17 protein-coding genes are annotated in these 23,902 nt (G+C 68.4%); 7 read left to right on the top strand and 10 right to left on the bottom strand.

The window, feature by feature from the left end; genetic code table 11:
* Positions 1–183: 183 nt before the first annotated feature.
* Positions 184–1,452 (bottom strand): TIGR03862 family flavoprotein, encoded by a 1,269-nt coding sequence (locus J7J50_RS19445; RefSeq protein WP_215055487.1) that lies wholly within the window; start codon positions 1,450–1,452, stop codon positions 184–186.
* Positions 1,453–1,650: 198 nt separating this feature from the next.
* On the opposite strand from J7J50_RS19445, the gene J7J50_RS19440 reads away from it, so the two are divergent.
* The gene (locus J7J50_RS19440; RefSeq protein WP_215055485.1) at positions 1,651–3,324 is read left to right on the top strand and encodes a serine hydrolase; all 1,674 of its coding nucleotides are present in this window, start codon (positions 1,651–1,653) and stop codon (positions 3,322–3,324) included.
* 74 nt (positions 3,325–3,398) lie between these two features.
* Positions 3,399–3,923 (top strand): nuclear transport factor 2 family protein, encoded by a 525-nt coding sequence (locus J7J50_RS19435; RefSeq protein ID WP_215055483.1) that lies wholly within the window; start codon positions 3,399–3,401, stop codon positions 3,921–3,923.
* 391 nt (positions 3,924–4,314) lie between these two features.
* Here J7J50_RS19435 and J7J50_RS19430 read toward each other — a convergent pair whose 3' ends face one another.
* Together J7J50_RS19430 and J7J50_RS19425 are read right to left on the bottom strand one after the other, a co-directional pair.
* Entirely contained in the window at positions 4,315–5,247 is a 933-nt protein-coding gene (locus J7J50_RS19430) for an alpha/beta hydrolase (RefSeq protein ID WP_215055481.1), read from the bottom strand.
* Between the two features lie 165 nt (positions 5,248–5,412).
* The gene (locus J7J50_RS19425; RefSeq protein WP_251044497.1) at positions 5,413–5,913 is read right to left on the bottom strand and encodes a LysR substrate-binding domain-containing protein; all 501 of its coding nucleotides are present in this window, start codon (positions 5,911–5,913) and stop codon (positions 5,413–5,415) included.
* A 54-nt stretch (positions 5,914–5,967) separates the two neighbouring features.
* Between J7J50_RS19425 and J7J50_RS19420 the strand changes: the two genes are divergently transcribed.
* Positions 5,968–7,302, top strand: coding sequence for a sorbosone dehydrogenase family protein (locus J7J50_RS19420; protein WP_215055477.1), 1,335 nt, complete (start codon positions 5,968–5,970; stop codon positions 7,300–7,302).
* Positions 7,303–7,344: 42 nt separating this feature from the next.
* Here J7J50_RS19420 and J7J50_RS19415 read toward each other — a convergent pair whose 3' ends face one another.
* The 4 genes from J7J50_RS19415 to J7J50_RS19400 all read right to left on the bottom strand — a co-directional run bounded on the left by J7J50_RS19415 (position 7,345) and on the right by J7J50_RS19400 (position 17,204).
* Positions 7,345–8,022, bottom strand: coding sequence for a hypothetical protein (locus tag J7J50_RS19415; protein WP_215055475.1), 678 nt, complete (start codon positions 8,020–8,022; stop codon positions 7,345–7,347).
* Between the two features lie 41 nt (positions 8,023–8,063).
* Positions 8,064–8,552 carry a hypothetical protein gene (locus J7J50_RS19410; RefSeq protein ID WP_215055473.1) on the bottom strand — a complete coding sequence of 163 codons (489 nt, stop codon included), beginning with the start codon at positions 8,550–8,552 and terminating at the stop codon, positions 8,064–8,066.
* Positions 8,553–8,791: 239 nt separating this feature from the next.
* Positions 8,792–11,104, bottom strand: coding sequence for a penicillin-binding protein 1C (gene pbpC, locus J7J50_RS19405; RefSeq protein WP_251047323.1), 2,313 nt, complete (start codon positions 11,102–11,104; stop codon positions 8,792–8,794).
* 169 nt (positions 11,105–11,273) lie between these two features.
* Positions 11,274–17,204 (bottom strand): alpha-2-macroglobulin, encoded by a 5,931-nt coding sequence (locus J7J50_RS19400; protein WP_215055469.1) that lies wholly within the window; start codon positions 17,202–17,204, stop codon positions 11,274–11,276.
* 315 nt (positions 17,205–17,519) lie between these two features.
* On the opposite strand from J7J50_RS19400, the gene J7J50_RS19395 reads away from it, so the two are divergent.
* From J7J50_RS19395 to J7J50_RS19385, 3 genes are all read left to right on the top strand, one after another.
* Complete coding sequence (locus J7J50_RS19395) at positions 17,520–17,672, top strand: hypothetical protein (protein WP_187313165.1); 153 nt, start codon at positions 17,520–17,522, stop codon at positions 17,670–17,672.
* A 59-nt stretch (positions 17,673–17,731) separates the two neighbouring features.
* Positions 17,732–18,199, top strand: a complete 468-nt coding sequence (locus tag J7J50_RS19390) for a hypothetical protein (protein ID WP_215055468.1) — start codon at positions 17,732–17,734, stop codon at positions 18,197–18,199.
* 266 nt (positions 18,200–18,465) lie between these two features.
* On the top strand, positions 18,466–19,455 hold the full coding sequence (locus J7J50_RS19385; RefSeq protein ID WP_215055466.1) for an LLM class flavin-dependent oxidoreductase: 990 nt from the start codon (positions 18,466–18,468) through the stop codon (positions 19,453–19,455).
* Positions 19,456–19,639: 184 nt separating this feature from the next.
* On the opposite strand, the gene J7J50_RS19380 is transcribed toward J7J50_RS19385, so the two are convergent.
* Together J7J50_RS19380 and J7J50_RS19375 are read right to left on the bottom strand one after the other, a co-directional pair.
* Positions 19,640–20,011: an FKBP-type peptidyl-prolyl cis-trans isomerase gene (locus J7J50_RS19380; protein ID WP_343222551.1), complete on the bottom strand. Its 372-nt coding sequence runs from the start codon at positions 20,009–20,011 to the stop codon at positions 19,640–19,642.
* A gap of 254 nt (positions 20,012–20,265) precedes the next feature.
* Positions 20,266–21,120 carry a helix-turn-helix transcriptional regulator gene (locus J7J50_RS19375; protein WP_251044498.1) on the bottom strand — a complete coding sequence of 285 codons (855 nt, stop codon included), beginning with the start codon at positions 21,118–21,120 and terminating at the stop codon, positions 20,266–20,268.
* A gap of 82 nt (positions 21,121–21,202) precedes the next feature.
* Between J7J50_RS19375 and J7J50_RS19370 the strand changes: the two genes are divergently transcribed.
* On the top strand, positions 21,203–21,607 hold the full coding sequence (locus tag J7J50_RS19370) for a hypothetical protein (RefSeq protein ID WP_215055464.1): 405 nt from the start codon (positions 21,203–21,205) through the stop codon (positions 21,605–21,607).
* Between the two features lie 34 nt (positions 21,608–21,641).
* Here the strand turns inward: J7J50_RS19370 and J7J50_RS19365 are convergent.
* Positions 21,642–23,902, bottom strand: a 2,261-nt coding sequence (locus J7J50_RS19365) for a tetratricopeptide repeat protein (RefSeq protein ID WP_215097539.1), incomplete at its 5' end; no start/stop codon positions are given.

Raw genomic sequence — 23,902 nt, 5'->3', positions numbered from 1 at the left:
GTTGCCCGATCCACTCGAAGCCGCACAACTTCGCCCCCTTTGAAAAAGGGGGCTGGCGCCCGGCGTTGATTGACGAAGAGGGCGCTGCCTGCTGCGCCGGGGGATTTGCTTTTGCTGTTGCTTAGAGCAAAAGCGAATCCCCCCTGGCCCCCCTTTTTCAAAGGGGGGAACTCGTTTTGGGGCTCAGGCTGGCTGCGTTTCCGATAGCCGCTTCGCCGCAGCCCGCCCCGCGATCAAGCCACTGGCGAAACACGCAGTGAGCAAATAGCCGCCAGTCGGCGCCTCCCAATCCAGCATTTCCCCCGCGCAAAAAACATCGTTCGCCAGCGCCGACACCCGCAGCGCGGAATCCATCGCTTCCAGCCGCACGCCACCGGCGCTGCTGATCGCTTCCGCGATCGGGCGCGCGCTGCGCAGGCGTAACGGCAAACGCTTGATCGTGCGCGCGACCACCGCCGCATCGTTCAATCCGTCCTTGCCCAAGACCTCGAACACCAGCGCGGCTTTGACGCCGTCCAGGCCGGTCTGCCGGCGCAGATGCTCGCCGACGCTGCGGCCGCGCCGCGGCTGGGCGAAATCGTGTTGCAAACGCGTAAGGTCGCGTCCGGGCGCAAGATCGAGTTCGAGCACGGCCGAACCCTGCGCCGCGATCGCATCGCGCAGCGTCGCCGACAAGGCGTACACCAGGCTGCCCTCGATGCCGGTGGCGGTGACCACGCATTCGCCCTGCAGCGATCGCTCGATGCCATCGCCGTCGCGCCAATGCGCGATCACCGGCTTGAGCGGCGCGCCGGCATGGCGCTCGGCGAAGTGCGCGCTCCAGCCGATGTCGAAACCGCAGTTGGACGGCTGCAAGGGTGCGATGTCCACGCCGCGTTCGCTCATCCACTCGGTCCAGGCGCCGTCGGAGCCCAGTTCCGGCCAACTGCCGCCGCCCAGCGCGAATACGCTCGCGCGTGCGCGCGCATGCACCAGGCCCGACGGCGTGTCGAAACGCAGCGCGCCGTCCTGGCTCCAACCGATGCAGCGATGCTGCACGTGGAAGCGCACGCCGTCCTCGCGCAGGCGCCGCACCCAGCCACGCAGCAACGGCGCGGCCTTGCGGTCCATCGGAAACACGCGGCCGGAACTGCCGAGGTAGGTCTCCACGCCGAAACCGCGCGCCCACTCGCGCAGGGCGTCGGCGTCGAATTGGTCGAGCCAGTGCGCGATCGCCGCGCTGCGCCGGCCGTAGCGGTGGTCGAAGGCCGGGCGCGGTTCGCCGTGGGTCAGATTGAGCCCGCCCTTGCCGGCGATCAGAAACTTGCGGCCGACCGAGCCCTTGGCCTCGAACACATCCACCTCCACGCCCATCGCGCGCGCGGCCTGCGCGGCCATCAGGCCGGCCGGGCCGCCGCCGATCACGGCCAAGCCGGGCAGCGGGAGCAGGGTGGAGACGGGCGGGGTGGGCATGGGCGGATCAACCGGGTACGAAGAAACGAGCGCCGGCGGAAACCGACAACGGGCGACGGCGCATTATGCCGCGCGCGCGCCGCCGGCCGCCGGCCTGCCCGGTCTGGACGCCCGGTGCCACCCAACTTCCGGCCTCTGGTGCCGCGCCGCGCGATCGCCGAGAGTGGGCGACTTGCCGATTGCCAGGGTCTTGAAACGATGCGAGCCACCGACTGGAAGGCGCACGGCGCCGGATTGCTGATCTGCGTGAGCGCCGCGGCTGCGGCCGCGCAAACGCCCGTCAACACCGCCGCCGCCGCCGAGCCGCCGCTGCCGGAACAACTGCGGGATTTCGACGCCTACGTCGAATCGGTGCGCAAGCAATTCGAAGTGCCGGGCATCGCCGTGGCCATCGTCAAGGACGGGCGCATCGTGCTCGAACGCGGCTACGGCGTGCGCGAGCTGGGCAAGTCCGAGCCGGTCGATGCCCACACCTTGTTCGCCATCGCCTCCAACACCAAGGCCTTCACCTCGGCCTCGCTGTCGATGCTGGCCGACGACGGCAAGCTCAGTCTCGACGATCGGGTGATCGACCATCTGCCGTGGTTCCGCATGGCCGATCCCTACGTGACCCGCGAGATGCGCGTGCGCGATCTGCTCGCGCACCGCAGCGGCCTGGGCCTGGGCGCGGGCGATCTGCTGTTTTGGCCCGGCACCGACTACAGTAACGAAGAGGTCGCGCGGCGCTTGGCCGAAGTGCCGCTGAGCGGCGGTTTTCGCGGCCAGTACGCCTACGACAATATTCTCTACGGCGTCGCTCAGCTGGTGGTCGAGAAAGCCAGCGGCCGCAGCTATCGCGAGTTTCTCGACCAGCGCATCTTCAAGCCGCTGGGCATGGACGAAACCCGCTACAACGCCGATGCGCTGCGCGCCGGCGACAACGTCGCCAGCGGCCATGCCAAGGCCGATTTCAAGATGTTGCAGACCGCGCCGCGCATGAGCTGGTCGAACGTCGCCGGCGCCGGCGGGCTGTATTCCAGCGTGCACAACATGAGCAAATGGATGCGCATGCAGCTCGACGGCGGCGTCTATGGCCGCGAAGGCGGCGAGGAACAACGTTTGTTCAGCGCCAAGCGCCAGCGCGAGATGTGGTCGGTGGTGACGCCGATTGCGATTTCGGAACCGGCGGTGCCGGAACTGGCGCCGGTCAAGCCGAATTTCTCCGGTTACGGCGAAGGCTGGCAGCTCACCGACTATCGCGGCAAGAAGTTGGTCTGGCATACCGGCGGCTGGCCGGGCATGGTTTCGCGGGTGACCTTGCTGCCCGAGCAGAAACTCGGCGTGGTGGTGTTGACCAACGCCGAACTCGGCGGCGCGTTCCAGGCAGTGACGCTGCGCGCGCTCGACGCGTATCTGGACGCGCCGAAAACCGACTGGAACGCGGCCTATGCCGCCGCCCTGGCCAAGAGCCACGACAAGGCCGATGAGGATTGGAACAAGCACCTCGCCGCGCGCGACGCCAAATCCAAACCCTCGCTGCCGCTGTCGGGCTACGCCGGCGCGTATCGCGATCCGTGGTACGGCGATGTGTTCATCGAGCCGGCCGCGGGCGGCAAATTGCGGGTGCGTTTCGGCCGCACCAAGGATCTGGTCGGCGAGCTCAGCCACTGGCAGCACGACACCTTCATCGTGCGCTGGGATCAGCGCTGGCTCAACGCCGACGCCTTCCTCAATTTCTCCCTGACGCCGGACGGGAACGTGCGCGAGCTGCGCATGGAGGCGATCTCGCCCTTGACCGATTTCAGCTTCGATTTCCAGGATCTTCGGTTGACGCCGGTGGCGAAGGATGCCGAGGCCAAATCCGGCCAGCCGAAGGCGGCGAAGAAATCCTGAGCCGCGCGAGGTTGCCTGCGGATTTCGTTTCCGGCCGATGGCCGCTCACCGTTTTCACAAGGGATGTATCCGTCATGAAGGATCGGGGTTTTCTGCTTGCCGCATCGGTGCTTACCGCCGCGTTGTCGCTGTATGGCGCCGCCGCGAGGGCCGATGAACTCAGCGCCGACGAGGCGCTGCGCGACACCATCGCCGGGCTCGACAGCAAGGTGTTCGATGCCTATAACCGTTGCGATCTGGAAACCTTCGAACAGTATTTTTCGCCCGACGTCGAGTTCTATCACGACAAGGGCGGCGCCAGTTTCGACCGCGCCACGGTCGTGTCCAACACCCGCAAATACATCTGCGACAAGGTGCGCCGCGAGTTGTTGCCGGCAACGCTGAAGGTCTATCCGATCAAGGACTACGGCGCGATCGAGGAAGGCGAGCACCGCTTCTGCGAAGTGAGCAGCGGCAAGTGCGAGGGCGGCGCCAAGTTCCTGATGGTGTGGGCGCTCAAGGACGGACAATGGCGGATGACGCGGGTGATCAGCTACGGCCATCGCGCGCTGACCGAACAGGAAAAGGCCGAGTTGTCGAAAAAGAAGCCGGGCGGCTGATCGCGGAGGCGGTCGCGGGCGCTGGGCGGCGCGAACCGCATCCGGGACGCCGACAGGGCGGGGCGATCGGGACGCCGATTACCGGTTGGATCGCGGGCTTGGCGGCCCGCGCCGACGGGTTTGCTCCGGCCGCGCCTACGGGTCTGCTCCGGCCGCGCCTACCTCCGGCGCCGACTACGCGACGACTGTGGCCCGGCCGAGGTAGGGGGGCGCGCCGCCTGTGCCGTTCTTGCTTATGACTGGGCCCAGTCGAACCGCCGTCATATCTCCAGGATGCCGGCGGCAGCTTGTGGCGGGACGGTACCGTGACCGTCCGCCACTTCCGACCCTGCACCGCGGCGCTACGCGGTGCAGGGTCATCTTCCTTCCAGGCTTTGTCCGCGTGCCGCGCTCAGGCGAACGCCGCGCGCAGCGCCGCGGCGGCCTGCGCGAGCGCCGTGTCGGCGGCATCGACGCGGCCTTGCTGCAGCATGAAACCGTGGATCTGCCCGTCCCAGCGCCGGCTGCAGACCGCTACGCCCGCCGCGATCAACGCCTGCGCATAGGCCTCGGCCTCATCGCGCAGCACGTCGTATTCGGCGCTGAACACCGTCGCCGGCGGCAGATCGCGCAGGTCCGCGGCGCGCAGCGGCGACACCCGCGGGTCGGCCGGATCGGCGCCGTCGAGGTACTGGCGCCAGTACCACTGCATCATCGGCGCGCTGAGGAAATAGCCTTCGGCGAATTCGCGATACGAGGGATGGGCGCAGGCGGCGTCGAGCACCGGATACAGCAAGAGCTGATGACGCAGGCGCGGCCCGTCGCTGCGCGCGCGTTGCGCCAGCGCCGCGGCGAAATTGCCGCCCGAGCTGTCGCCGGCGATGGCGATGCGTTCGCCGTCGCCGCCGAATTCGCCGGCGTGCCGGGCGACCCAGCACAAGGCCGCGTAAGCGTCGTCGAGCCCGGCCGGAAACGGCGCTTCCGGCGCGAGCCGGTAATCCACCGACACCACCAGCGTCCGCGCCCACGCCGCCAGGCTGCGGCACAGGCCGTCGGTGGTGTCGGGACTGCCTAGGACAAAGCCGCCGCCGTGCAGATAGACGGTGATCGGCAGGGCGGCGGCATCGCCAGAGGCCGGGGCGGGGCGGTACAGCCGCAGCGCGATCGACCCGGCCGGGCCCGGCGCGCTCAGGGGTTCGATGACCACGTCGGCGCGTGGCGGCGCGGCGGGTTCGGGGATGGCGAAGGACGCGCGCAGTTGCGCGGCGTCCAGTTGTCGATAGTCGAGGTCGGGATCGGGCGAATAGGCCTCGATCATGGCTTGGGCTTGCGGATGCAGGGGCATGCGACTTCCGGTCGGAGACGATGTCCACAGGCTATCGGCGCGCCAATCGGCGATAAACGAGGCGGCAATCCGGATATCCCGGATCGAAACGCTCTAATGCGCCTCGTGTCCGATCGACCACGGAGTCCCTCTCCCGCTTGCGGGAGAGAGAAGAGAAAGCTGCGCTTATTCCCAGGCCGCTTCACCGCCGCGCGGCGCCAGCCGCTCGGCGACGAAATCGAGAAAACACGCGATCCGCGACGCCAGTTGGGTGTTGCGGTAGTAGACCGCGTTGATCGGCTGGCGCGCGTCCAGCGTTTCGCTCGCGACCAACTGCACCAAGTCGCCGCGACGGCGGTCTTCGCGGGTCATGAAGTCCGACAGACAGACGATGTCTTCGCCGGCCAGGACGAGCTGGCGCAGGGTTTCGCCGCTGGAGGCGTGCAGGCGCGGGGCGATGTCGAGTTCGTTGCCGTGGACGTCGCGCAGCAGCCAACGATTGAGCGTCGCGGTCGGGGCGAAGCCGAGCAGGTTGTGCTCGCTCAGTCCGGCGGCATCGCGCGGTGTTCCGTGCGCCTGCAGATAGGCCGGCCGGTTGCTGATGGCGCGCGCCGGGCCAGGATTTCCAGCCGCCGGTCCCGCGACGCGGATACGCACGGATGGCCCATGGCGTGATTGCTTTCTCATCGTCTTAATAATCCGCGATGCATGCTCGGCCTCTAGTCGCGATGAGGATTCGACATGCGCCATCCGCGCCGCCGTTGGTTTTCGATTCTGTCGCTGTCGCTGCTGTCGGCAGCGGTGCTGAGCGCCTGCGGCGAGAGCGCGAGCCTGCAGGTCTCCGACGGCACCGGTCCCAGGCCGCGATTGCCCGCGCCGAACGCGACGACGCTGCCGACCGTCAACATCGCGCCGGCCATCGGCTGGCCGGCGGGCGCCAAGCCCACGCCCGCCGCGGGACTGGCGGTGCAGGCGTTCGCGCAAGGGCTCGATCATCCGCGCTGGCTGCATGTGCTGCCCAACGGCGACGTGCTGGTGGCCGAAAGCAACGCGCCGGCCTCGGAGCAGAAAGCCTCCGGCTTCAAGGCCTGGGCCGCGGCGCGGGTGATGAAGAAAGCCGGCGCGGCCGTGCCCAGCGCCGACCGCATCAGCCTGCTGCGCGATGCCGACGGCGACGGCATCGCCGAATTGCGCACGGTGCTGCTCAAGGATCTGCATTCGCCGTTCGGCATGGCCCTGGTCGGCAACGCGTTGTACGTCGCCAACGCCGACGCGGTGTGGCGTTTTCCGTATCACGACGGCGACACCGGCATCGCCGACAAGGGCGTGAAGATCACCGACCTGCCGGCCGGCATCAATCACCACTGGACCAAGAACCTCATCGCCAGCGCCGACGGCAGCAAGCTCTACATCACCGTCGGTTCCAACAGCAATGTCGGCGAGAACGGCATGCAGATGGAGGAAGGCCGCGCGGCGATCTGGGAACTCGACCGCGCCAGCGGCAAGAAGCGCCTGTTCGCCACCGGCCTGCGCAATCCCAACGGCCTGGCCTGGGAGCCGAGCACGGGCGCGCTGTGGACCGCGGTCAACGAGCGCGATGAAATCGGCAGCGATCTGGTCCCCGACTACATCACCTCGGTCAAGGACGGCGGTTTCTACGGCTGGCCTTACAGCTATTATGGCCAGCACGTGGATACGCGGGTGCAGCCGCAGAATCCGCAGCTGGTCGCCTCGGCCCTGGCGCCGGATTACGCGCTCGGGCCGCATACCGCCTCGCTCGGCATCGCGTTTTCGCAGGGGACGACGCTGCCGGCGGCGTTCGCCAATGGCTTGTTCGTGGGCCAGCACGGCTCGTGGAACCGCAAGCCCAAGAGCGGCTACAAGGTGATCTTCGTTGCGTTCAAGAACGGCAAACCCGACGGCGCGCCGGTGGATGTACTGACCGGGTTTCTCGACGCGAAGGAAGACGCGCAGGGGCGGCCGGTGGACGTGCGCCTGGACAAGCGCGGCGCCTTGCTGGTCAGCGACGACGTCGGCAATACGGTGTGGCGGGTGACGGCGGCCAGCGTTCGCTGAGCGCGGGCGCGTTCGATTGCCGCGGCCGCGGGCCGCGGCGGCTCAATCGCAACCGTCGCGGCCGCCGTCGAACAACACCACCGCGGCGGAATTCGGCGTGCCCGGCTTATGCGACAGCGCGGCGCCGACGATGCTGAGCTTCAAGTGCTCGGGCGAGACCTCGATGCGCAGGCGCTTGCTCGCGCCGCGTTCGCGGTAGTCCAGGGTGCGGGTGTCCGCCGATGCGGCGGGCGCCGGCGATGCCGTGGTGGGTATGCGCTCGTATTCGATCCGCGCTTGCGGATTGGCGATCAACGAGGCCATCGCGTCGGCGTTGGGCTTGATCGCCTTGGTGTGCGGCAACTGCCGCATCGGCGCGGGCCTGGATGCCGGTGCGGGTGTGGGATCGGTGATCGGGCGGCTGGCCAACAGCGCCGAGCGCCCGTCGCGCGCGAACCACAACTGCACGCGGCGATCGGGATCGTCGCCGTCGGCGCGCTGCAACTGGCCGCTGAGCCATTGCGGGTGTTCGCGATCGGGCAACAGGCGCAGCAGCAAGGTGGCGCGGCCGTCGGGTTCGACTTTCTGAATCCAGCAGCCACGCACGCGGTCGATCTCGTCCGGCGTGGCCTGCGCCGGCGGCGATGCGGGCGGCGCGGGGCGTTTGGCGGCGTCGGCATGGGAGCAGCCGAGCGTGAGCAGCGATGCGCCGAGGGCGAAAGCAATCAGGGAACGCGACATGGCGGGGTTCTCGCAAGGGACCGGTGGCGCACCCGGCCACACTAGGCGTTCGCGCGGTGCATGTCGTGAAGGCCGGCGCGTGCGTGCACGATGGCGTTCAGCGTCGCGGCTTCGGGACGCGGGGATCGGATGCGGGCGCCGGGTCGGCGCGCGGTGTCGGCGCCGTCCGCGCCGTCGGGGAGGACCGCCATGATCAGCTGGGAGCCGCGATTGGTCAGCGCCAGTTGCAGCGAGGGTTCGCGTGGATCGGGGACGACGCGGCGGATTTCGCCGAACAATCCGGACGGCGACGACTTCGCTTCTTGCCAGTTCAATCGGCGCGCGACGCCATCGTCGTCGGCGCCGCGGATGGACCAGCAGCCGTGCGCGAGTGCGGCTACGGCTTGTTCGTTGGAGAGTGCGGCCGCGGAGGCGGGCGATATCGCGAATGCGGCGGTGATCGATACGACTAGCGCCAGCAGGGCGGGCGATAGGCGGACGCTCGGCGACCGGGGCATGAGAGGGCAGCCTTGGGTGATGGCGAAGGTCATCCTAAGCCAGGGTGGGCCGGATCGCGGCATCCGCGGTTTTTTACTCGTCGTTTCCGCGAAGGCGGGCTCCGCTTTATTTCGACGAAGCCGAAGATCCAGCGACTTCAAAGGTTCTCGCACGAAAGGCCCTGGATTCCCGCGTTCGCGGGAATGACGAGCAAAAAAAAGCACGGCGGCTCTACGCTCGAAACGGCGACTTGAACAAATTCATTGCGAAGCGACGCCTCGGCGATGCAGCGCTACTGCACCACCGCAACCTCGATCTCCCGCTCATCGCTGCGTCCGCGATCATCGACCACCGACACCCGGAACTGCCCGGTGCGGTCCGGCGTCCAGGCCAGCGCCTTGCCCGGGTCGGCGCTGCCGATGAAGGTGTTGCCGACGAACCAGTACAGCTTCGACACGTCGGCATCGACCGTCGCGGTCAGGCTCAGGTTGACTTGATCCGGATGCGACAGCCGCATCGTGTAGCGGGTGGCGCGATAGGGCGAGGTGATGCTCGGCGCCGAACCCAGCCAGTCCTGGGCGCCGCCGCAGTCGTGGCCGGACGGCGGACGCTTGCGCGGGATGCCGGCCTGCACGAACACCTGGGCCAGATCCGACGGCCAGAATTCGAACACTTCCGTGCGCATGGTGCTGGGATCGAAGCGGCCGCACACCGGACGGCCGCTGATCTTGTCCAGGGCGATCGCGCGATGCACGGTGCTGATCCGGATCGGCGACTTGCCGGGGATGAACCAGGTCATGCCGCGCTGCGGGCACCAGGCGTTGGGCAGGTCGCCGCTGGCGCGGCAGACTTCCACGCGCTTGAGGTTGATCGGCCATTGCCGCACCGGATCGGCCAGATCCACGCGCGCGGCCTGCAGCCCGTCGACGATGTCGAAGAACAGCGGCGCCGCCGCTTCCACTCCGACCAGGGCCGGATTGCTGGCGCCGTCGAAATTGCCCATCCACACCACCAGCACATATGGGCCGACGATGCCGGCGCTCCAGGCGTCGCGGAACGCCCACGAGGTGCCGGTCTTCCAGGCCACCGGCAAGGGCCGCGAGGCCGATTGCGAACCCGCGTCGGGGCGCGGGTTATGCCGCAGCATGTCGCGGGTGATGAACGCGGCCTCGGCGCTGATCAGGCGCGCGCCTTCTTCCTGCGGATCGCTCTCGCGCCAGCGCAGCGCGCGCAGGCGGCCGTCGTTGCCGAGCATCGCGTACATGCGCGCCAGCTCGTTCATCGTCACTTCGCCGCCGCCGAGCACCAGCGCCAGGCCGTAGTGATCCTTGCTGGCCATGCGGCTGACTCCGGCCTGGCGCAGGAAATCGTAGAAGCCGGGCTGCTTGAGCTGGGAGGCGACATACACCGCGGGAATATTGCGGCTGCGCACCAGCGCTTCGGTCGCGGTCACCGGGCCCATGAAGCGGCCGTCGAAATTCTCCGGCGTGTACGGGCCGAACGCGCTGGGCACGTCGCGCAGCACGGTCTGCGGATGCAGCACGCCCTGATCCAGGGCCAGGGCGTAGATAAAAGGCTTCAAGGTGGAACCGGGCGAGCGCTTGGCGTCGCTGCCGTTGACCTGTCCCTGGATCGAGGCGTCGAAGTAATCCACCGAACCGACCAGCGCGCGCACGCCCATGTCGCGGGTGTCGATCAGGATCGCGCTGGCGTTGCGCAGGCCGCGGCTGCGTTCGCGCTGCAGATGATTGCGCACGCGTTCTTCGAGCAGGCGCTGCAGGCGGGTATCGAGCGTGGTCTTCAGTTCCGGCCCGGCCTCGGGATGCCAGGCTTGCTCGGCCAGCACGCGATCGACCAGATGCGGCGCGCGGAACGGCAGTTCGCGCGCGCTGTGCAGGCGCAGCGGCAGGTTCAGCAGCGCGTCTTCGGCGGCGTCCTCGGGGTGGCGTTCGCGCCAGCGCGCATACAGCCGCGCGCGCGCGGCTTGCAGGCCGCGGCCGATGTAGTAGGCGTCGTCGTCGCTGCCGTCTTCGTGGACGGCGAGTTTGCCGCGGCGCGAAGGCGCTTGCGGCAGCACGGCCAAGGCCAGGGATTCGGGCAGCGTCAGGCGATCGGTGGGCTTGCGGTAATAGATCAGGCTGGCCGCGCCGACGCCTTCGATATTGCCGCCGTAGGGGGCGAAATTAAGATAGGCCTCAAGGATGTCGTCCTTGGAATAGCACAGCTCCAGTTGCACCGCGCGCGCGATCTGCACCAGCTTGCCGCGCACATCGCGGGTCTGCAGGCGCCAGCGCAGGCGCGCAAGCTGCATGGTCAGGGTGGAACCGCCGACGCGGGCCTCGCCGCTGCCGTAGGTGGACCAGGCGCCGCGCAGCAGGCTGACCGGATTGAATCCCGGATGCCAGCGGAACCACGCGTCCTCCTGCAGCATCACCGCTTCGACCAGTCGCGGCGAAATATCCTTCAGCGGCACCCACAAACGATAGCGCTGGTCGCTGGCGAGGGTCAGCCGCAACAGCCGGCCCTCGCGGTCGCGCACCACGGTCGACAGCGGGATCGCTTCCGATAGCGAGGGGCGCGGCCAAAAGCGTATGACGCCCCACATCGCGGCGACGGCAATGAGACTCAGCGCAAGAGCCACCCACTGCCGTCGCCATTCGCGTATGCGAAACAACCCGAGATTCATCGCACAGGCTCGAAGTGCAAAACGTTCTGTAACGCGGCGGCGGCAATGACCCGCCGCCGCCACCTTTTCACCGAAACCCGCCGCGGATTCATGGCGTGGGCGCATTCACCTGCAACACGCCCGCCGGGCCGCCCTGCGCGTACACCGAACGCTCGTACATCGATTCGGCATACACCGGCGGCACCACGAACTTGCCGCTGTTGTTGGCGCGGACCTTGTAGCGGAACTCGCTGGCTTCGCCGCCGACGCTGCCGTACAGCACGATGCGGTCTTCGCGCTGTTCGACATGCAGGGGCGCGAAGGTCGAGCCGGGCAGGGCCAGGGTCTGTTGCGGCGCCGCGTTCGGATCGGGGCCGTCGCGTGAGGGTTGACCCTCCTCGCTTTCGCCGTCGCCTTCGCTTTCGCCGCACTCTTCCTCGCAGCCTTCCTCGGTCGCGGCCTCGCTGTCGCCGGCGTCGGCACTGCCTGCGATGTACTGCATCACCGGCTCGAAACCGCCCGGCAGCAGATCGACGATCGCGATGGAATCGCGCATCGGCACGCCGAGCGCGCGAACCCGCACGCGCACCGTGACTTCCTGGCCCTGCTTGATCGTGGCGACCGGTTTGCCGGCATCGTCGAGGTACTCGCGCACCACTTCCAGCCCCTTGTCCTGCACTTCCTTTGGCAGGGCGCGGTCGAAGCCGCTCTGATTGACCAGATACCAGGCCGGCGCCGGGCCGGCCGGCGCGACCCACAGGCGCAGGTCGCCGCCGGCGAAGTTGCCGCGCGAAATCACGCCCTGCGCCGCGCCGATCGGCCGCGACTTGCCGTCCTTGCCGGCCGCTTCCAGCACCGGCTGCGGCTGCTGCGGCTGGGCGCCGGCGTAGGCGTCCATCGCCAGCACGGTCAGCGCCGAGGACAAGGTGTTGTAGCTGTTGTGACGCAGCGGATCGAGCAGGCGTTCCAGCGCCGTCATCTTCAGGCCGTCGCGTGTCAGCGCCGGGAAATGACGGTTCAGCAGATACACCGTCCAGGCCTGATCGATGCCGTTGTCGTAGTAGGACGCGTAGACGCCGCGCGTGGTCGCCGCCGCGCCGTTGGCGCGGATCAACGCTTTGTTGACCAGCGGGCGTGCCGCCTTGTCCTGCTGCAGCAACTGATAGCTCGACGCGATCAACAGACCGGCGACATCGTTCTCCCAGGTCTTGCGCTGATCGCGCTTGATCTGCTCGTGCACCGCGCTGAGCAGGTTGCTGGCGGTGCGGCCCTGGCGGACCAGCAGATACACCGCCAGCGCGCGGCTGCGCAGCGTCGGCAGGTCGTTGCCCGAGCGATCGGCGGCCAGCTGTTCCAGATAGCCGTTGAGCGACTTGAGCAGGTCCTGCGGAATCGCCTGGCCGCGATCGCGCGCTTCCAGCAGATACAGCGCGGCATAACCGGTGACGAAGTTGTCCGCCTCCGGCGTCGCCGTCCACAGGCCGATACCGCCTTCGCTGTTCTGGCGCGAACGCAGGACGTCGATGATGTCCTGCTTCGCCTCGCCCGGACGGTTATCGACGATCTTGCCCAACTCCGGATGCGAGGCCAGCACCAGCGCCGGGAACGCGCCGCTGAGCAGTTGCTCGCTGCACTGGTACGGGTAATCGCTCAGATACGCGGTCAGCCCGTCCACCGCCACCAGCGGCGACACCGAGGCCGACAACTGCCGCGTGGCGCGCTGGTCGTACATCGCGCGCAACGGCTGGACGACGACGCGCTTGTCGGCGCGGCCGGCGATCAGGTCCTGACGCGCGACCAGGGCCGGGCGCAAGGACAATTCGATCCGGCGTTTGGCCGAATAAGTGCCCGACGCGGCCTGGATGCCGACCGGCAGCGCGCCCAGCGCATTGCCGGCCTTGACCCGGAACCGCACCGTGGTTTCGCTGCGCGGCGCGATCGACACCGCGGCCGGCGCGGCGCCGACCAGAGTCAGCGACGCCGGCAGTTGCAGGCTGACCGTCACCTGCGAGGGCTTCTTCGCGCCTTCGATGGTGTTGGCCACGCCGACCGGCAGGTCGAACTCGTCGCCCGGCGCGACATGGGTCGGCACGGTCGGGGTCAGCACGAAATCGCCGCGCACGATCGCATCGTCCTGGATCACGCCGATGCGGTCGGGGGTGACCGCCACCGCGACCACGCGCACCTGGCCGTTGAAGTAGTCGGGCAGGGTGAACTTGAACTGATGGCGGCCATCGACATCGACGATGCCCGACCACCACACCGCCGGCTTCTCCGACTTGCGCTTGAACGGATTGAGGTGCTTGGCCATGCCGCCTTCGCCGTCGCCGCCCGGCGCCGCCGAGGCGGCGATGCGGCTGAACTCCGGCAGCAGCAGATCGAGGATCTGCGCGGTGTCCACCTGCAACGACTTCTTGCGGAAGAAATGATCCAGCGGATCGCCGACGCGGTAGCGCGCGACCTGCAGGATGCCTTCATCGACCGCGAACAGCACCACCCGCGCCTTGCCTTCGGTGGTGACCTCGGCCGTCATCGGCGTGCCCGGCTTGGTCACCTTCGGCAGCGCCAGTTTCAGCGGCTGGGTGCGCGCGCTGCGATCGACCGCGAACGGCGCCACGCCGAACGACAACGGGCTCATGTAGATCTCGTCGGAGTTCGGATCGCGCAGGAACTGCACGTTGATGTAGCCGTTGCCCTCGAAATCGGCCGGCACGGTGATCTTCTGCACGCTGGCGCTGCTGTCGGCGTGGAACCAGGCGTGGGCGTAGACCTTGTCGCGCTCCAGCGTGATCAATCCGCTGCCGGCATACGGCGCGCGAATGCTGATCTCGATGGTCTCGCCCGGCTTGTAGCTGGGCTTGGACAGATTGAGGCTGAGCTCGGCGTTGCGTTCCAGCGAGCGCGACAGATTGGCCGCGCCGGCGATCTGATAACCGATCTGGTTGAGCACCTTACCGTCGGCGCTGCGCACTTCGAGCAGGAAATCGCCCGGCTGGTCGGTCGGCAGCGACACGGTCTGACGGCCGCCGGCCAGGGCCAGCGGTTCGTCGCGCTTGTCGTAGCGGCGTTCGTGCGAAACGTAGCGATACAGGCCCGAGTCCTGCTTGGTCAGCACCGAGACGTAGCGCTTCTCGACCACCACCGCGCGCAGGCCCGCGACCGCCTTGGGCTCGCCGTCCTGGCCGATGGACACCAGTTGCAGCGCGCGCTTGGCGCCGCGCTTGATGTAGTTCAGATCGTCCTGCGGCTTGATGCCGACCAGGAAGTCATTGTTGGACACCAGCGCGCTGGTCTGAGCCGCGACGTTGCGCCCGCTGCCGGGTTCGAAGGCGCGAGCGAGGAAGCTGAGCTGATAAGTCGCGCGCTCGTACTTGCTCAGATCGAGCTTGAACTCGGCCTTGCCCTCGGCGTTGGTGGTCTGGTCGCTGAGCGCTTCGTCGTAGCCTTCCTTGGCCCGCTGCGGGTCGAAGAACTGATAACCCGGATAGGCGGCGAAGGCCGGGAAGAACGGACGCAGCACCATCGTGCCTTCCACGCGGCGCTGCTGCGCGGGCGTGCCGAACAGATTTTCCGCCGACACCGTCGCCGACAATTGCTCGGGCTTGATCCAGCCCTTCGGATTGTCGGTGGAGAACTTCGCCGTCACCTTCATGGTGTCGGGGGCGAATTCGCGCACCTGTACCGAGGTCGAGCCCAGGGTGGTGCGCTGGTTGTCGCGGCCGAGCAGGAACAACTGGATCTGCCAGGTGCCGCTGGGCGCGCTGTCGCTCGGCGCGAAGCTGGCGCTTTCGAAGCCTTGTTCGCTGAGCTTGAGCTTCTCGCGCTTGGCCACGTTGCCGCGCGGATCGGTGAACTCCCACTCCAGCGGCAGGCCGGCGAGCGGACGCTTCCAGTCGGCGGCGCGCACGATCATGCCGATGTTGATGGTGTCGCCCGGACGGTACAGGCCGCGATCGGAGAACAGGAAGGCGTTGAGCGCGCCGGCCTCCAGGTCGTTGGGCTCGCCGCCGATGTCGAAGCGCGAGTAGTCCAGCTTGCGGCGGTAATCGTCGATGGGCAGGAAGGAATAATCCTCGCCCTGGCTGACGGTCAGCATCGCCGGTTCTTTCTCGCGCTTGAAGCCTTTCAGCGAGGGAATCTGCGCGCGGCCGGTGGCGTCGGTGTCGGCTTCGACCAGGGTTTCGCCGTTGCGCGCCACCGCGCGCACGCGCGCGCCGGCGACCGGCGAGCCGTTCGACAGCGATTGCACGAACACGTCGCGGCGTCCGTCCATCGCCTGCTTGACCACGATGCCCAGGTCGGTGAGCACGACCAGACGGCTGTCTTCCTCGCTGCCGGCGTCGTCGGACAGGGTTTCCTGCGCCGGACGCTTGGCGTCGTCGTCGCTCAGGGTGCGCAGGCTCAGCAGGAACACGCCGCGGCGGTTCGGCTTGAGGTACTCGCCCAGGTCCACGCCCTCGTAATGCGCCTTGGCCGGATTGTCGGCCGGCAGGGTCAGGCGTTTTTCCTCGCGCTCGACCAGGCTGTCGGCGCCGAGATTGTAGAAGCTGGGCTTGGCGTAGCTGCCGCTGTTGTTGAACACCAAGTGCTGGATCTGCTCGGGCAGCACGCGGGCGATTTCCAACCGCGCCGCTGGCACATTGCGCGAGACCACGCTGACCCGGCGTTCGCCGCGCAGCGAGAGCAGGGCGCCTTCGCCGACGAAGCGCAGCAGCTTGGGATACTCGGGCACGGTCTGCACGGCGGTGTGGTTGGCGCCGAGGATGAAACCGCCGAAGGCTTTCAGGCCCTTGTTGACGCGCACATAGATACGCCGGCCGGCGGGGGCCTGGAACTTGAAGCTGTGGGTTTCGATGTACTCGCGCTCGGTCGGCACCGCGCTCAGCGGCAGCGCGGTGGCGGCCTTGAGCACGGCTTCGTCGACGCTCTCGCGCGACCACGAATAGTTGCCGCTTTGTTCATTGGCCGGACGGCGCGGGTCCTTGGCCGGCAGCAGCCAGGCGCGCACCGCGCCGGCGACATCGGTGTCGCGCATGGCGTTGTTGAAGTTCAGCACCAGCACCTGTTCGGGTTCGAAGCGCTCGTTCTCCACCAAGGTGGTGTCGATGTTGTCGACGCTGACGCTGTACAGCGAGGGCAGGCGCACCTGGCTTTGGAGTTTTTCCGCGCTGCCTTCGCCGCCGAGCGCGCTGACGATGCCGGGCGCGAGTTCGAGCTTCAGCGTGCCGCCGTTTTCCGGCAGGGTCAGCGGTTCGGAATGGACCCAGGCCTTGAGCCGGGTGTCGTCGTAGGTGAGGGTGTACTTGGGCGCGGCCATCGCGGTGCCGCCGCCGTCGGCCAGCGACAAGGCGACGCGGCGCTGCAGTTGCGCCTCATCGACCGGATGCGAGAACTTCAGCTCGTACACGCCTTTCTTCAAGGCCGGGTCCTGCGGGTCCTGGTAGAACTCGCTGCTGGCGATCTCGGCCTTGAACGGCGCGGTCTGGAATTCGAACTCGTGTTCCTGCAGCAGCACCTTGGGCGCGAGGGTCTGCCGGGTGTCGAGTTCGACCTTGTACTGGGTCTTGACCGGCCAGTCGGCGGACGGCGTGAACACCAGGGTCTTGTCGTCTTCCCATTTCCAGGCGCCTTTCAGCTCGGGCGTCAGCGTCACGCCGAGCGGCGCGGAACCGATCTGCTTGAGCGGCGCGGCCGAGTCGGAGAAGGTCAGGCGCAAGGTATCGACCGTGGCCGGCTTGCGGCTGTAGTCGGTGAGATCGGGGGTGTGCACTTCCACGCTGAGCGCGCCGGGAATCACCGGCTTGGGCCGGGTGGCGAGCCAGTAGCCGAGCGCGCCGACCACGATCAGGCCGAGCGCGCTGCCCAGGTACAACCCGGGTTTTTGCCGGATGCGCGCGAGCAGCGCGGCGAGCCACGCGGGCGGGGACCAGGCGATATCGCCGAAGACGGCGCGGCTGGCGCGCGTCCAGGGCTTAGGGCGGCCGGGGTCGCCGGCCTCCGCGGGGGGAGCCGGTTGCGACGGCGACGAAGAGGTTTGCATTGCGGAAGTTCCGATCCGTGGTGCGGTGGCCAGTGCCGGGCCGAGCGTTCCGTTGCCCGGCCGGTCCCCATCAGTTGAGATGTTTCGAACTGCGCGCGGGGCGTTTTTTGCTTGTGCGCGTATCGATCGAAACGGTAGACCCAAATGTTAGGAAATTGTTCCTGCCGTTCGTCGGCTTGTCGAGATTTTTTTATCGATGAACTTCCGCGGGTGGTCGAACCGGGCGGCGGCGGGCGCCCGGGCCGGTCGCCTGGCACTTGGTCGCCAGCGCCGCCGCGGTCTAAGCTCGGGGCCGTTTTGGCTGTCGGAGCCTGCATGGACATCGTTGCGCTTATCGCCGTGGTCGCCGGGCTGTATCTGGCCTTCAAGCTGGTCGGTTTCCTGTTGAAGGCGGCGATGTGGCTGTTGGTGATCGGCGGCCTGTACTGGCTGATCGCGCCGTTGGCGGGCTGGCCGCTGCTGGGCTAGGCCGCGCGGCGGCGAGTTTCATCTGTTCGTATTCGACCTTCCAAGGAGCATGCAGCGTCATGAGCGACCCGCAAACCGTCCCCGCGCACTGGTTCGACGACACCCAGGACATCGGCCGCCTGGTGCGGGCGATCTACGCCTGCATCTCCGGCCCGGCCGGCGCCCCGCGCGACTGGGCGCGATTCCGCTATCTGTGCCATCCGCGCAATCTGAGCCTGCGCACCGTGGTCGAAGCCGACGGCTCCACCTGGGCGCAGGTGTTCGATACCGAGCAGTACATCGCCGATGTCGAACCGTTTTTCGCCGCGAACGATTTCTTCGAGGTCGAGACCGACCAGCGCATCGAGCGCTTCGGTCAGATCGCCCACGTGTGGAGCAAGTACGACGCGCGCGCCACGGCCGACTCGCCGGTGTTGATCAAGCGCGGGGCCAACAGCCTCCAGCTGTGCTACGAGAAAGGGCGCTGGTGGGTGTTCTGCACGATCTGGGATAACGAGCGCGAGGGCGTGAGGTTCGATTTGTTCTGAGGTTGCGGCCCTCATCCGGCCCTTCAGGGTGAGCGGACGCTGCTTGCGAGCCACCGGCTCGCGCGTCCGCGAACGCCCAAACGCTATGCGTTTGGGCCGGGTCGAAACTGGGACGGCGACGGGAGGGCGGGACGAGCGCGCGGCCCCGCAAACGCCCATAGCCGCCACTCAGGCAACACACTCGATCCGATCCGGACACGATCCCCAACTGGAATCGCCGCCCGCGGTCCCCACATCGAAAGGATCTTCCCCCGAGTCGCCCGCGCATGCTGCCGTTCTCCGTTCTGGATCTGGCCCCCGTCACTCAAGGCAGTCACGCCGGCCAGGCCTTCGCCAACAGTCTCGACCTGGCCCGTCACGCCGAAGCGCTGGGCTATACCCGCTACTGGCTGGCCGAACACCACAACATGCCCGGCATCGCCAGCGCCGCGACCGCGGTGCTGATCGGCCACATCGCCGGCGGCACCTCGACCATCCGCGTCGGCGCCGGCGGCATCATGTTGCCCAACCACGCGCCGCTGCAGGTCGCCGAGCAGTTCGGCACGCTGGCGTCGTTGTATCCCGATCGCATCGACCTGGGCCTGGGCCGCGCGCCCGGCACCGATCAGGCCACCGCGCGCGCGCTGCGTCGCTATTACGACGGCGCCGACAGCTTCCCGCAGGACGTGGCCGAGCTGTTGCATTACTTCGAACCGGTGCAACCCGGGCAAGCGGTGCGCGCGGTGCCCGGCGCCGGTCTGGACGTGCCGGTGTGGCTGCTCGGATCGAGCTTGTTCAGCGCGCGCCTGTCGGCGGCGATGGGCCTGCCGTTCGCGTTCGCCTCGCATTTCGCCCCCGACGCCATGGACGAGGCGCTGACCTTGTACCGGCGCGACTTCAAGCCGTCCGCGCGTCTGCCGCGGCCGCATGCGATGCTGGCCTTGAACGTGGTCGCGGCCGACAGCGGCGCGCAGGCGCGGCGGTTGTTCACCACGCAGCAGCAGTCCTTCGTCAATCTGCGCCGCGGCATGCCGGGATTGATTCCGCCGCCGATCGACGACATCGAGCGTTTCTGGACGCCTTTGGAAAAGGCCGGCGTCGCCCAGGCGCTGGCGTGCGCGGTGGTCGGCGATCCGGGCGAGGTGCGCGAGGGCATCGCCGCGTTTATCGCGCGGCATCGTCCGGATGAGGTGATGATCACCGCGAACATCTACGAGCATGCGGCTCGGTTGTATTCGTTCGAGTTGGCGGCTCGGGCTTGTAAGGCGATCGGCTGAGAGCAAATCCCCCGGCGCACAGGGATCGGCGTGAATCGTGACGGCGCGGGCGCCAGCCCCCTTTTTCAAAGGGGGCGAATTGACGAAGGGGATGCCGAGATTACATCGCATCCCCTCACAAACCCGTGCTGTTCCCCCCTTTGAAAAAGGGGGGCAGGGGGGATTTGCTTTTAAAACCCAATGCTCAGCGCGGCACCACCCCAAGCAATTCCACCTCGAACACCAGCGAAGTATCCGGCGGAATCGCGCCGCCGCCGGCGCCCTCGACGCCGTAGCCCATGTCCGGCGGAATCATCAGCACGCGCTTGCCGCCCACGCGCATGCCGGCGACACCGTCGTCCCAGCCGCGGATGACCCGGCCGGCGCCCAGCAGGAAGCTGAAAGGCTTGCCGTGATCGAAGGAACTGTCGAACTTCGTGCCGCGCTTGTTCGCGGCTTTTTCGTCGTACAGCCAGCCGGTGTACTGCACGACTACTTCCTGACCCGACTGCGCGACCTCGCCGGTGCCGACGCGTTCGTCGATGGTCTGGAACTGGGCGATGCGGCCGCTGAACACTTTCTTCGGCGCCGCCGCCTGTTCCTGCGCGGCCGGTTTGTCGCAGGCGCTCAGCGCCAGCGTGGCCGAGGCCAGCACCAGGGCCAAGGGCAGGCCGCGGCCGAAAGCGCGCAGCCGCGTCAGGGACACTGGGGAATACACGCACGGGCTAAGAGCGAACGGCACGCTTTACCTCGGAATTTCGCCGACAAGGGACGCACAGCTTAGCCTGCGCCGGCGCGCGCCGCGTGGGCCGTTGGTTAGCGGGCGCGGCCTCAGTGCGAGGCCGACGGCGCCGGTTCCAGGCCGGCGCTGAGCACGCGCATCGCCTGTGTGGTCGCCGCGTCGGCGGGAAAGAACGATTCGATCGCGATCTCCGACAAGGTCACGTCCATCGGCGTGCCGAACACGGTGGTGGTGCTGATGAACGACAGATCGCCCAGTTCGCTGCGCACCCGGAACGGCACCACGACCAGGCCCGAGGCGGGGATGTCGTTGTCGTCGTAGTCGTCGGGCGCCGGATACGCGGCCAGTTCTTCGTACAGCGTCGCCAGCACCGCGTCGCCGGTGGCGGCGATCTGATGACGCAGGCGATGCAGCAGATGCGCGCGCCATTCGCCCAGGTTGATGATGCGCGGCGCCAGGCCTTGCGGGTGCAAGCCCACGCGCAGCACGTTCGACGGCCGCGCCAGCAGGAAGTCGGGCACGCCGGCCAGCAGCGGCGTCAGCGCGCGATTGTGTTCGATCAGGTTCCAGTGCCGGTCCACCGCCAGCGCCGGATGCGGCTCGTGGCCGTACAGCACCAGTTCGACCGCGGCATGGGCCTCGCGCATGGCCGGATCGTCGAGCGAACGTTCGGCGTACATCGGCGCCAGCCCCGCGGCGGTCATCAATTGATTGCGCTCGCGCAGCGGCACGTCGAGACGATCGACCAGCCGCAGCAGCATCGCCCGGCTCGGCAGCGAGCGCCCGGTCTCGATGAAGCTGACGTGGCGGGTGGAGATCTGCGCCATGTCGGCCAGATCGAGTTGGGTCAGACGGCGACGCTGGCGCCAATCGCGCAGCAGCTCGCCCACGGGGCGCTGATCGTTCATGCGGCCACGATAGCCCAGCGCGGTGACGGCAGACATTACCTGGCAGGTAATCGACCGGCCGCGAGCGCGGGTGTGTGATGGCTTCGACTTCAGACCGACGACCCTCAGGAGAACGACCATGGCCATCGCCACGCAAACCCCCGCCAGCCACTTCCTGCGCCGCGTGATCGCCGCCGACGCGGCGGTGTCCGGCGCCGCCGGCCTGCTGCAACTCAGCGCCGCCGAACCCTTGTCGCGACTGCTGGCGATCGACGCCGGCTGGCTGCGCGGCGCCGGTGTGGTGCTGATGTTCTGGCTGGCGTTCCTGGGCTGGGTGCTGAGCCGCCGCGCGATCGGCGCGGCGGCGACCTGGACCATCATCGGCGTCAACCTCGCCTGGATCGCCGCGTCGGTGCTGGTGTTGGTGGAAGGCGTGATCGCGCCGAACAGCCTCGGACTGGCGTTCGTGCTGGTGCAGGCGGCGGCGGTGGCGGTGTTCGCTGAACTGCAGTTCTTCGGCCTGCGCCGGCAGCAGCGCGGCTGAGCGAGCGGTTACGCCGGGCGCGGCGCGGGACGGATCAACGTCCCGCCTGCGCCGTCGCCGTGGGGCTCAGCCATTCGCGCCGGCGTTGTTCGACCTGCGCCACCACGCCGCGCAGTTCGCGCCGCTGCGCGCGCTGTTGCACTTGATCGAGCACGGCCGCGGCTTGATCGCGCTTGCCCTCGGCGGCCAGCACCCGCGCCTGACTGAGCTGGATGGTCAGCGCATCGATGCCGTCGCCGTGGTTGTGCAGATAGGCCAGCGCCGGTTCCAGCGCGGCGCGCGCGGCCGGAATCTGTTGCAGGGCGACCAGCGCTTCGGCGCGGATGCCTGCGGCCTGGGCCAGTTCCATTTGCGCCTGACTCTCGCGCAAGGCCGGTTCGATCCGGTCGAGTTCCTTCAAGGCCGCATTCGCCTGACCTTCATCGACACTGAGCGCGGCCAGTTCCAGGCCGGTCACCGAACCCCAGTAATCCTGCTGGTGATCGCTCTGGCGCTCGCGCGCGTCCAGCAGTTGTTTGCGCGCCTCGGCCAGGCGGCCCTGATCGTGCAGCAACTGGCCGATGCGGAACTGCGCTTCGGCCTGGCCTTCGTAGTCGCGGGTGCGCCGTTCGATGGCCAGGGCCTGATCGAGCAATTCGCGCGATTGCGCATAGTCGCCGCGCAGCCGCAGCACATCGCCGAGGCCGCGCAGCGCCCACGAGCGGCGCGGCTGCAGGCCCGAGCGTTCCGCGATCGCCAATGCCTGCCGGTAGCTCGCCATCGCCGCGGCGGTTTCGCCCATGTCGAACTGCAATGCCGCCAGCGCGCTCAAGGTCCACGACTCGCGATCGGGATCGCCGAGTTCGCGCGACAGCTGCAACAGCGTTTCGGTTTTCTGCCGCGCCGCCGGGCGCCGGTCCTGGGCCCAGTCGATGTTGGCCAGATTCTGCAGCGCGGCGGCCTGCGAGGCTTTCATGCCGGCGCTTTCGAACAGGCCCAGCGCGCGCTGGTAGAGATCGCCGGCGCGGGCGAAGTCGCCGCGTTCGTAATACCAGCCGCCCAGGTTGACGTCGCTGCGCGCCTGGCCGATGGCGTCGCCGATCTGTTCGAACTGGGCGCGCGCGGCGCGGTAGTCGGCGAGCGCGCCGGGCTGGTCGCCGAGCGCGTTGCGGCCCCAGCCGCGTTCGAGCAGGGCGTTGCCGATCAGGTGCGGCGCGCGCAGCGTGCGCGCGCTGCGCAGGGCGCGATCGCCGGCGTCGCGTTCGGCGGCGTAGTCGCCTTGCGCTTCGGCGATCGCGGTTTGCGCCAGATCGATGCGCGGGTCGGCGTTGCCGTGATGGCGGCGCAGATCGGTCAGGCTGGCGTGCGCTTCCTTCAGATCGCCGCCCTGCGATTGCGCGCGCGCCAGGCCCAGGCCGTATTCGATGTCTTCCGGATAGAAGCGGTACAGCGCGCGATAGGTTTCGATCGCCTGCGGCCAGGAGCGGTCGGCTTCGTACATCAAGGCTTCCAGCGCCAGGCGGATTTCGCGCGGCGCGGCGCCGGCGTGGGCCAGGGCGGCGCGCGCGACGGCGCCGGCGCGCGGATGGTAGCCCTGCTGCATCAGGGTGCGGGTCAGCGCGAGCTGGCCGGGCAGGAAGTCGGGCGCGCGTTTCACCGCGGCGTCGAGCTTGCTCTGGGCGGTGCCCAGTTCGCCGCGGCGCAGCGCCTGCACGCCGTCGGCGTAGTCGCGCAGCACGGCGATGTCGTCGCTGGTGGTGGCGCCGCGGGTGCGTTCGATCGCGGTGCTCAGGCGCGGCAGTTGCAGGCGATCGCGCACCTGCGCGCCGGCCGCGGCGATCAGCGCCGCCGGATGGCGGCGGTTGCCGTCGATGCGCAACTGCTGCAGGCGTTCGCCGCTGGCGGCGTCGAGCACGTCCAGTTCCAGGCTCAAGCCGTCCGCGCCTTGCGCCGGCGCCGCGCGGTAGCGCCCGACCATGGCCAGGCGCAGACCGAGCTGGCGACTCATGCGCAGCAGCGCGGCGCTATCGGGCGCGCGCCCGGGCGGCAACGGCAGCAGTTCGGCCAGGCGCTGGCCGTTGATCACTTGCAGGCCGTCGTTGAGCGCCAGTTCCTGCGCGAGCAGTTCCGGCAGCGCGCTGCTCAGCCAGGCGTCGCCAGTGGCGGCGCCGGGCGCGGGCAGGAAGTCGAACACCGCGACGCGCGAGACCGCGGCGTCGGCGAGCGGATTGACCGGCGCGACCGCGGCCGCCGGCGCGGCCGGCCGCAGCCACAAGTAGCCGCCGATGCCGGCGGCGGCGAGCAGCAGGCCGACGG

It is taken from the genome of Lysobacter sp. ISL-50, assembly GCF_018612875.1.
Lineage (GTDB): Bacteria > Pseudomonadota > Gammaproteobacteria > Xanthomonadales > Xanthomonadaceae > Lysobacter.
Note: the sequence above shows the minus strand (reverse complement) of the source record. Positions and strands in the feature narration are given on the sequence as shown.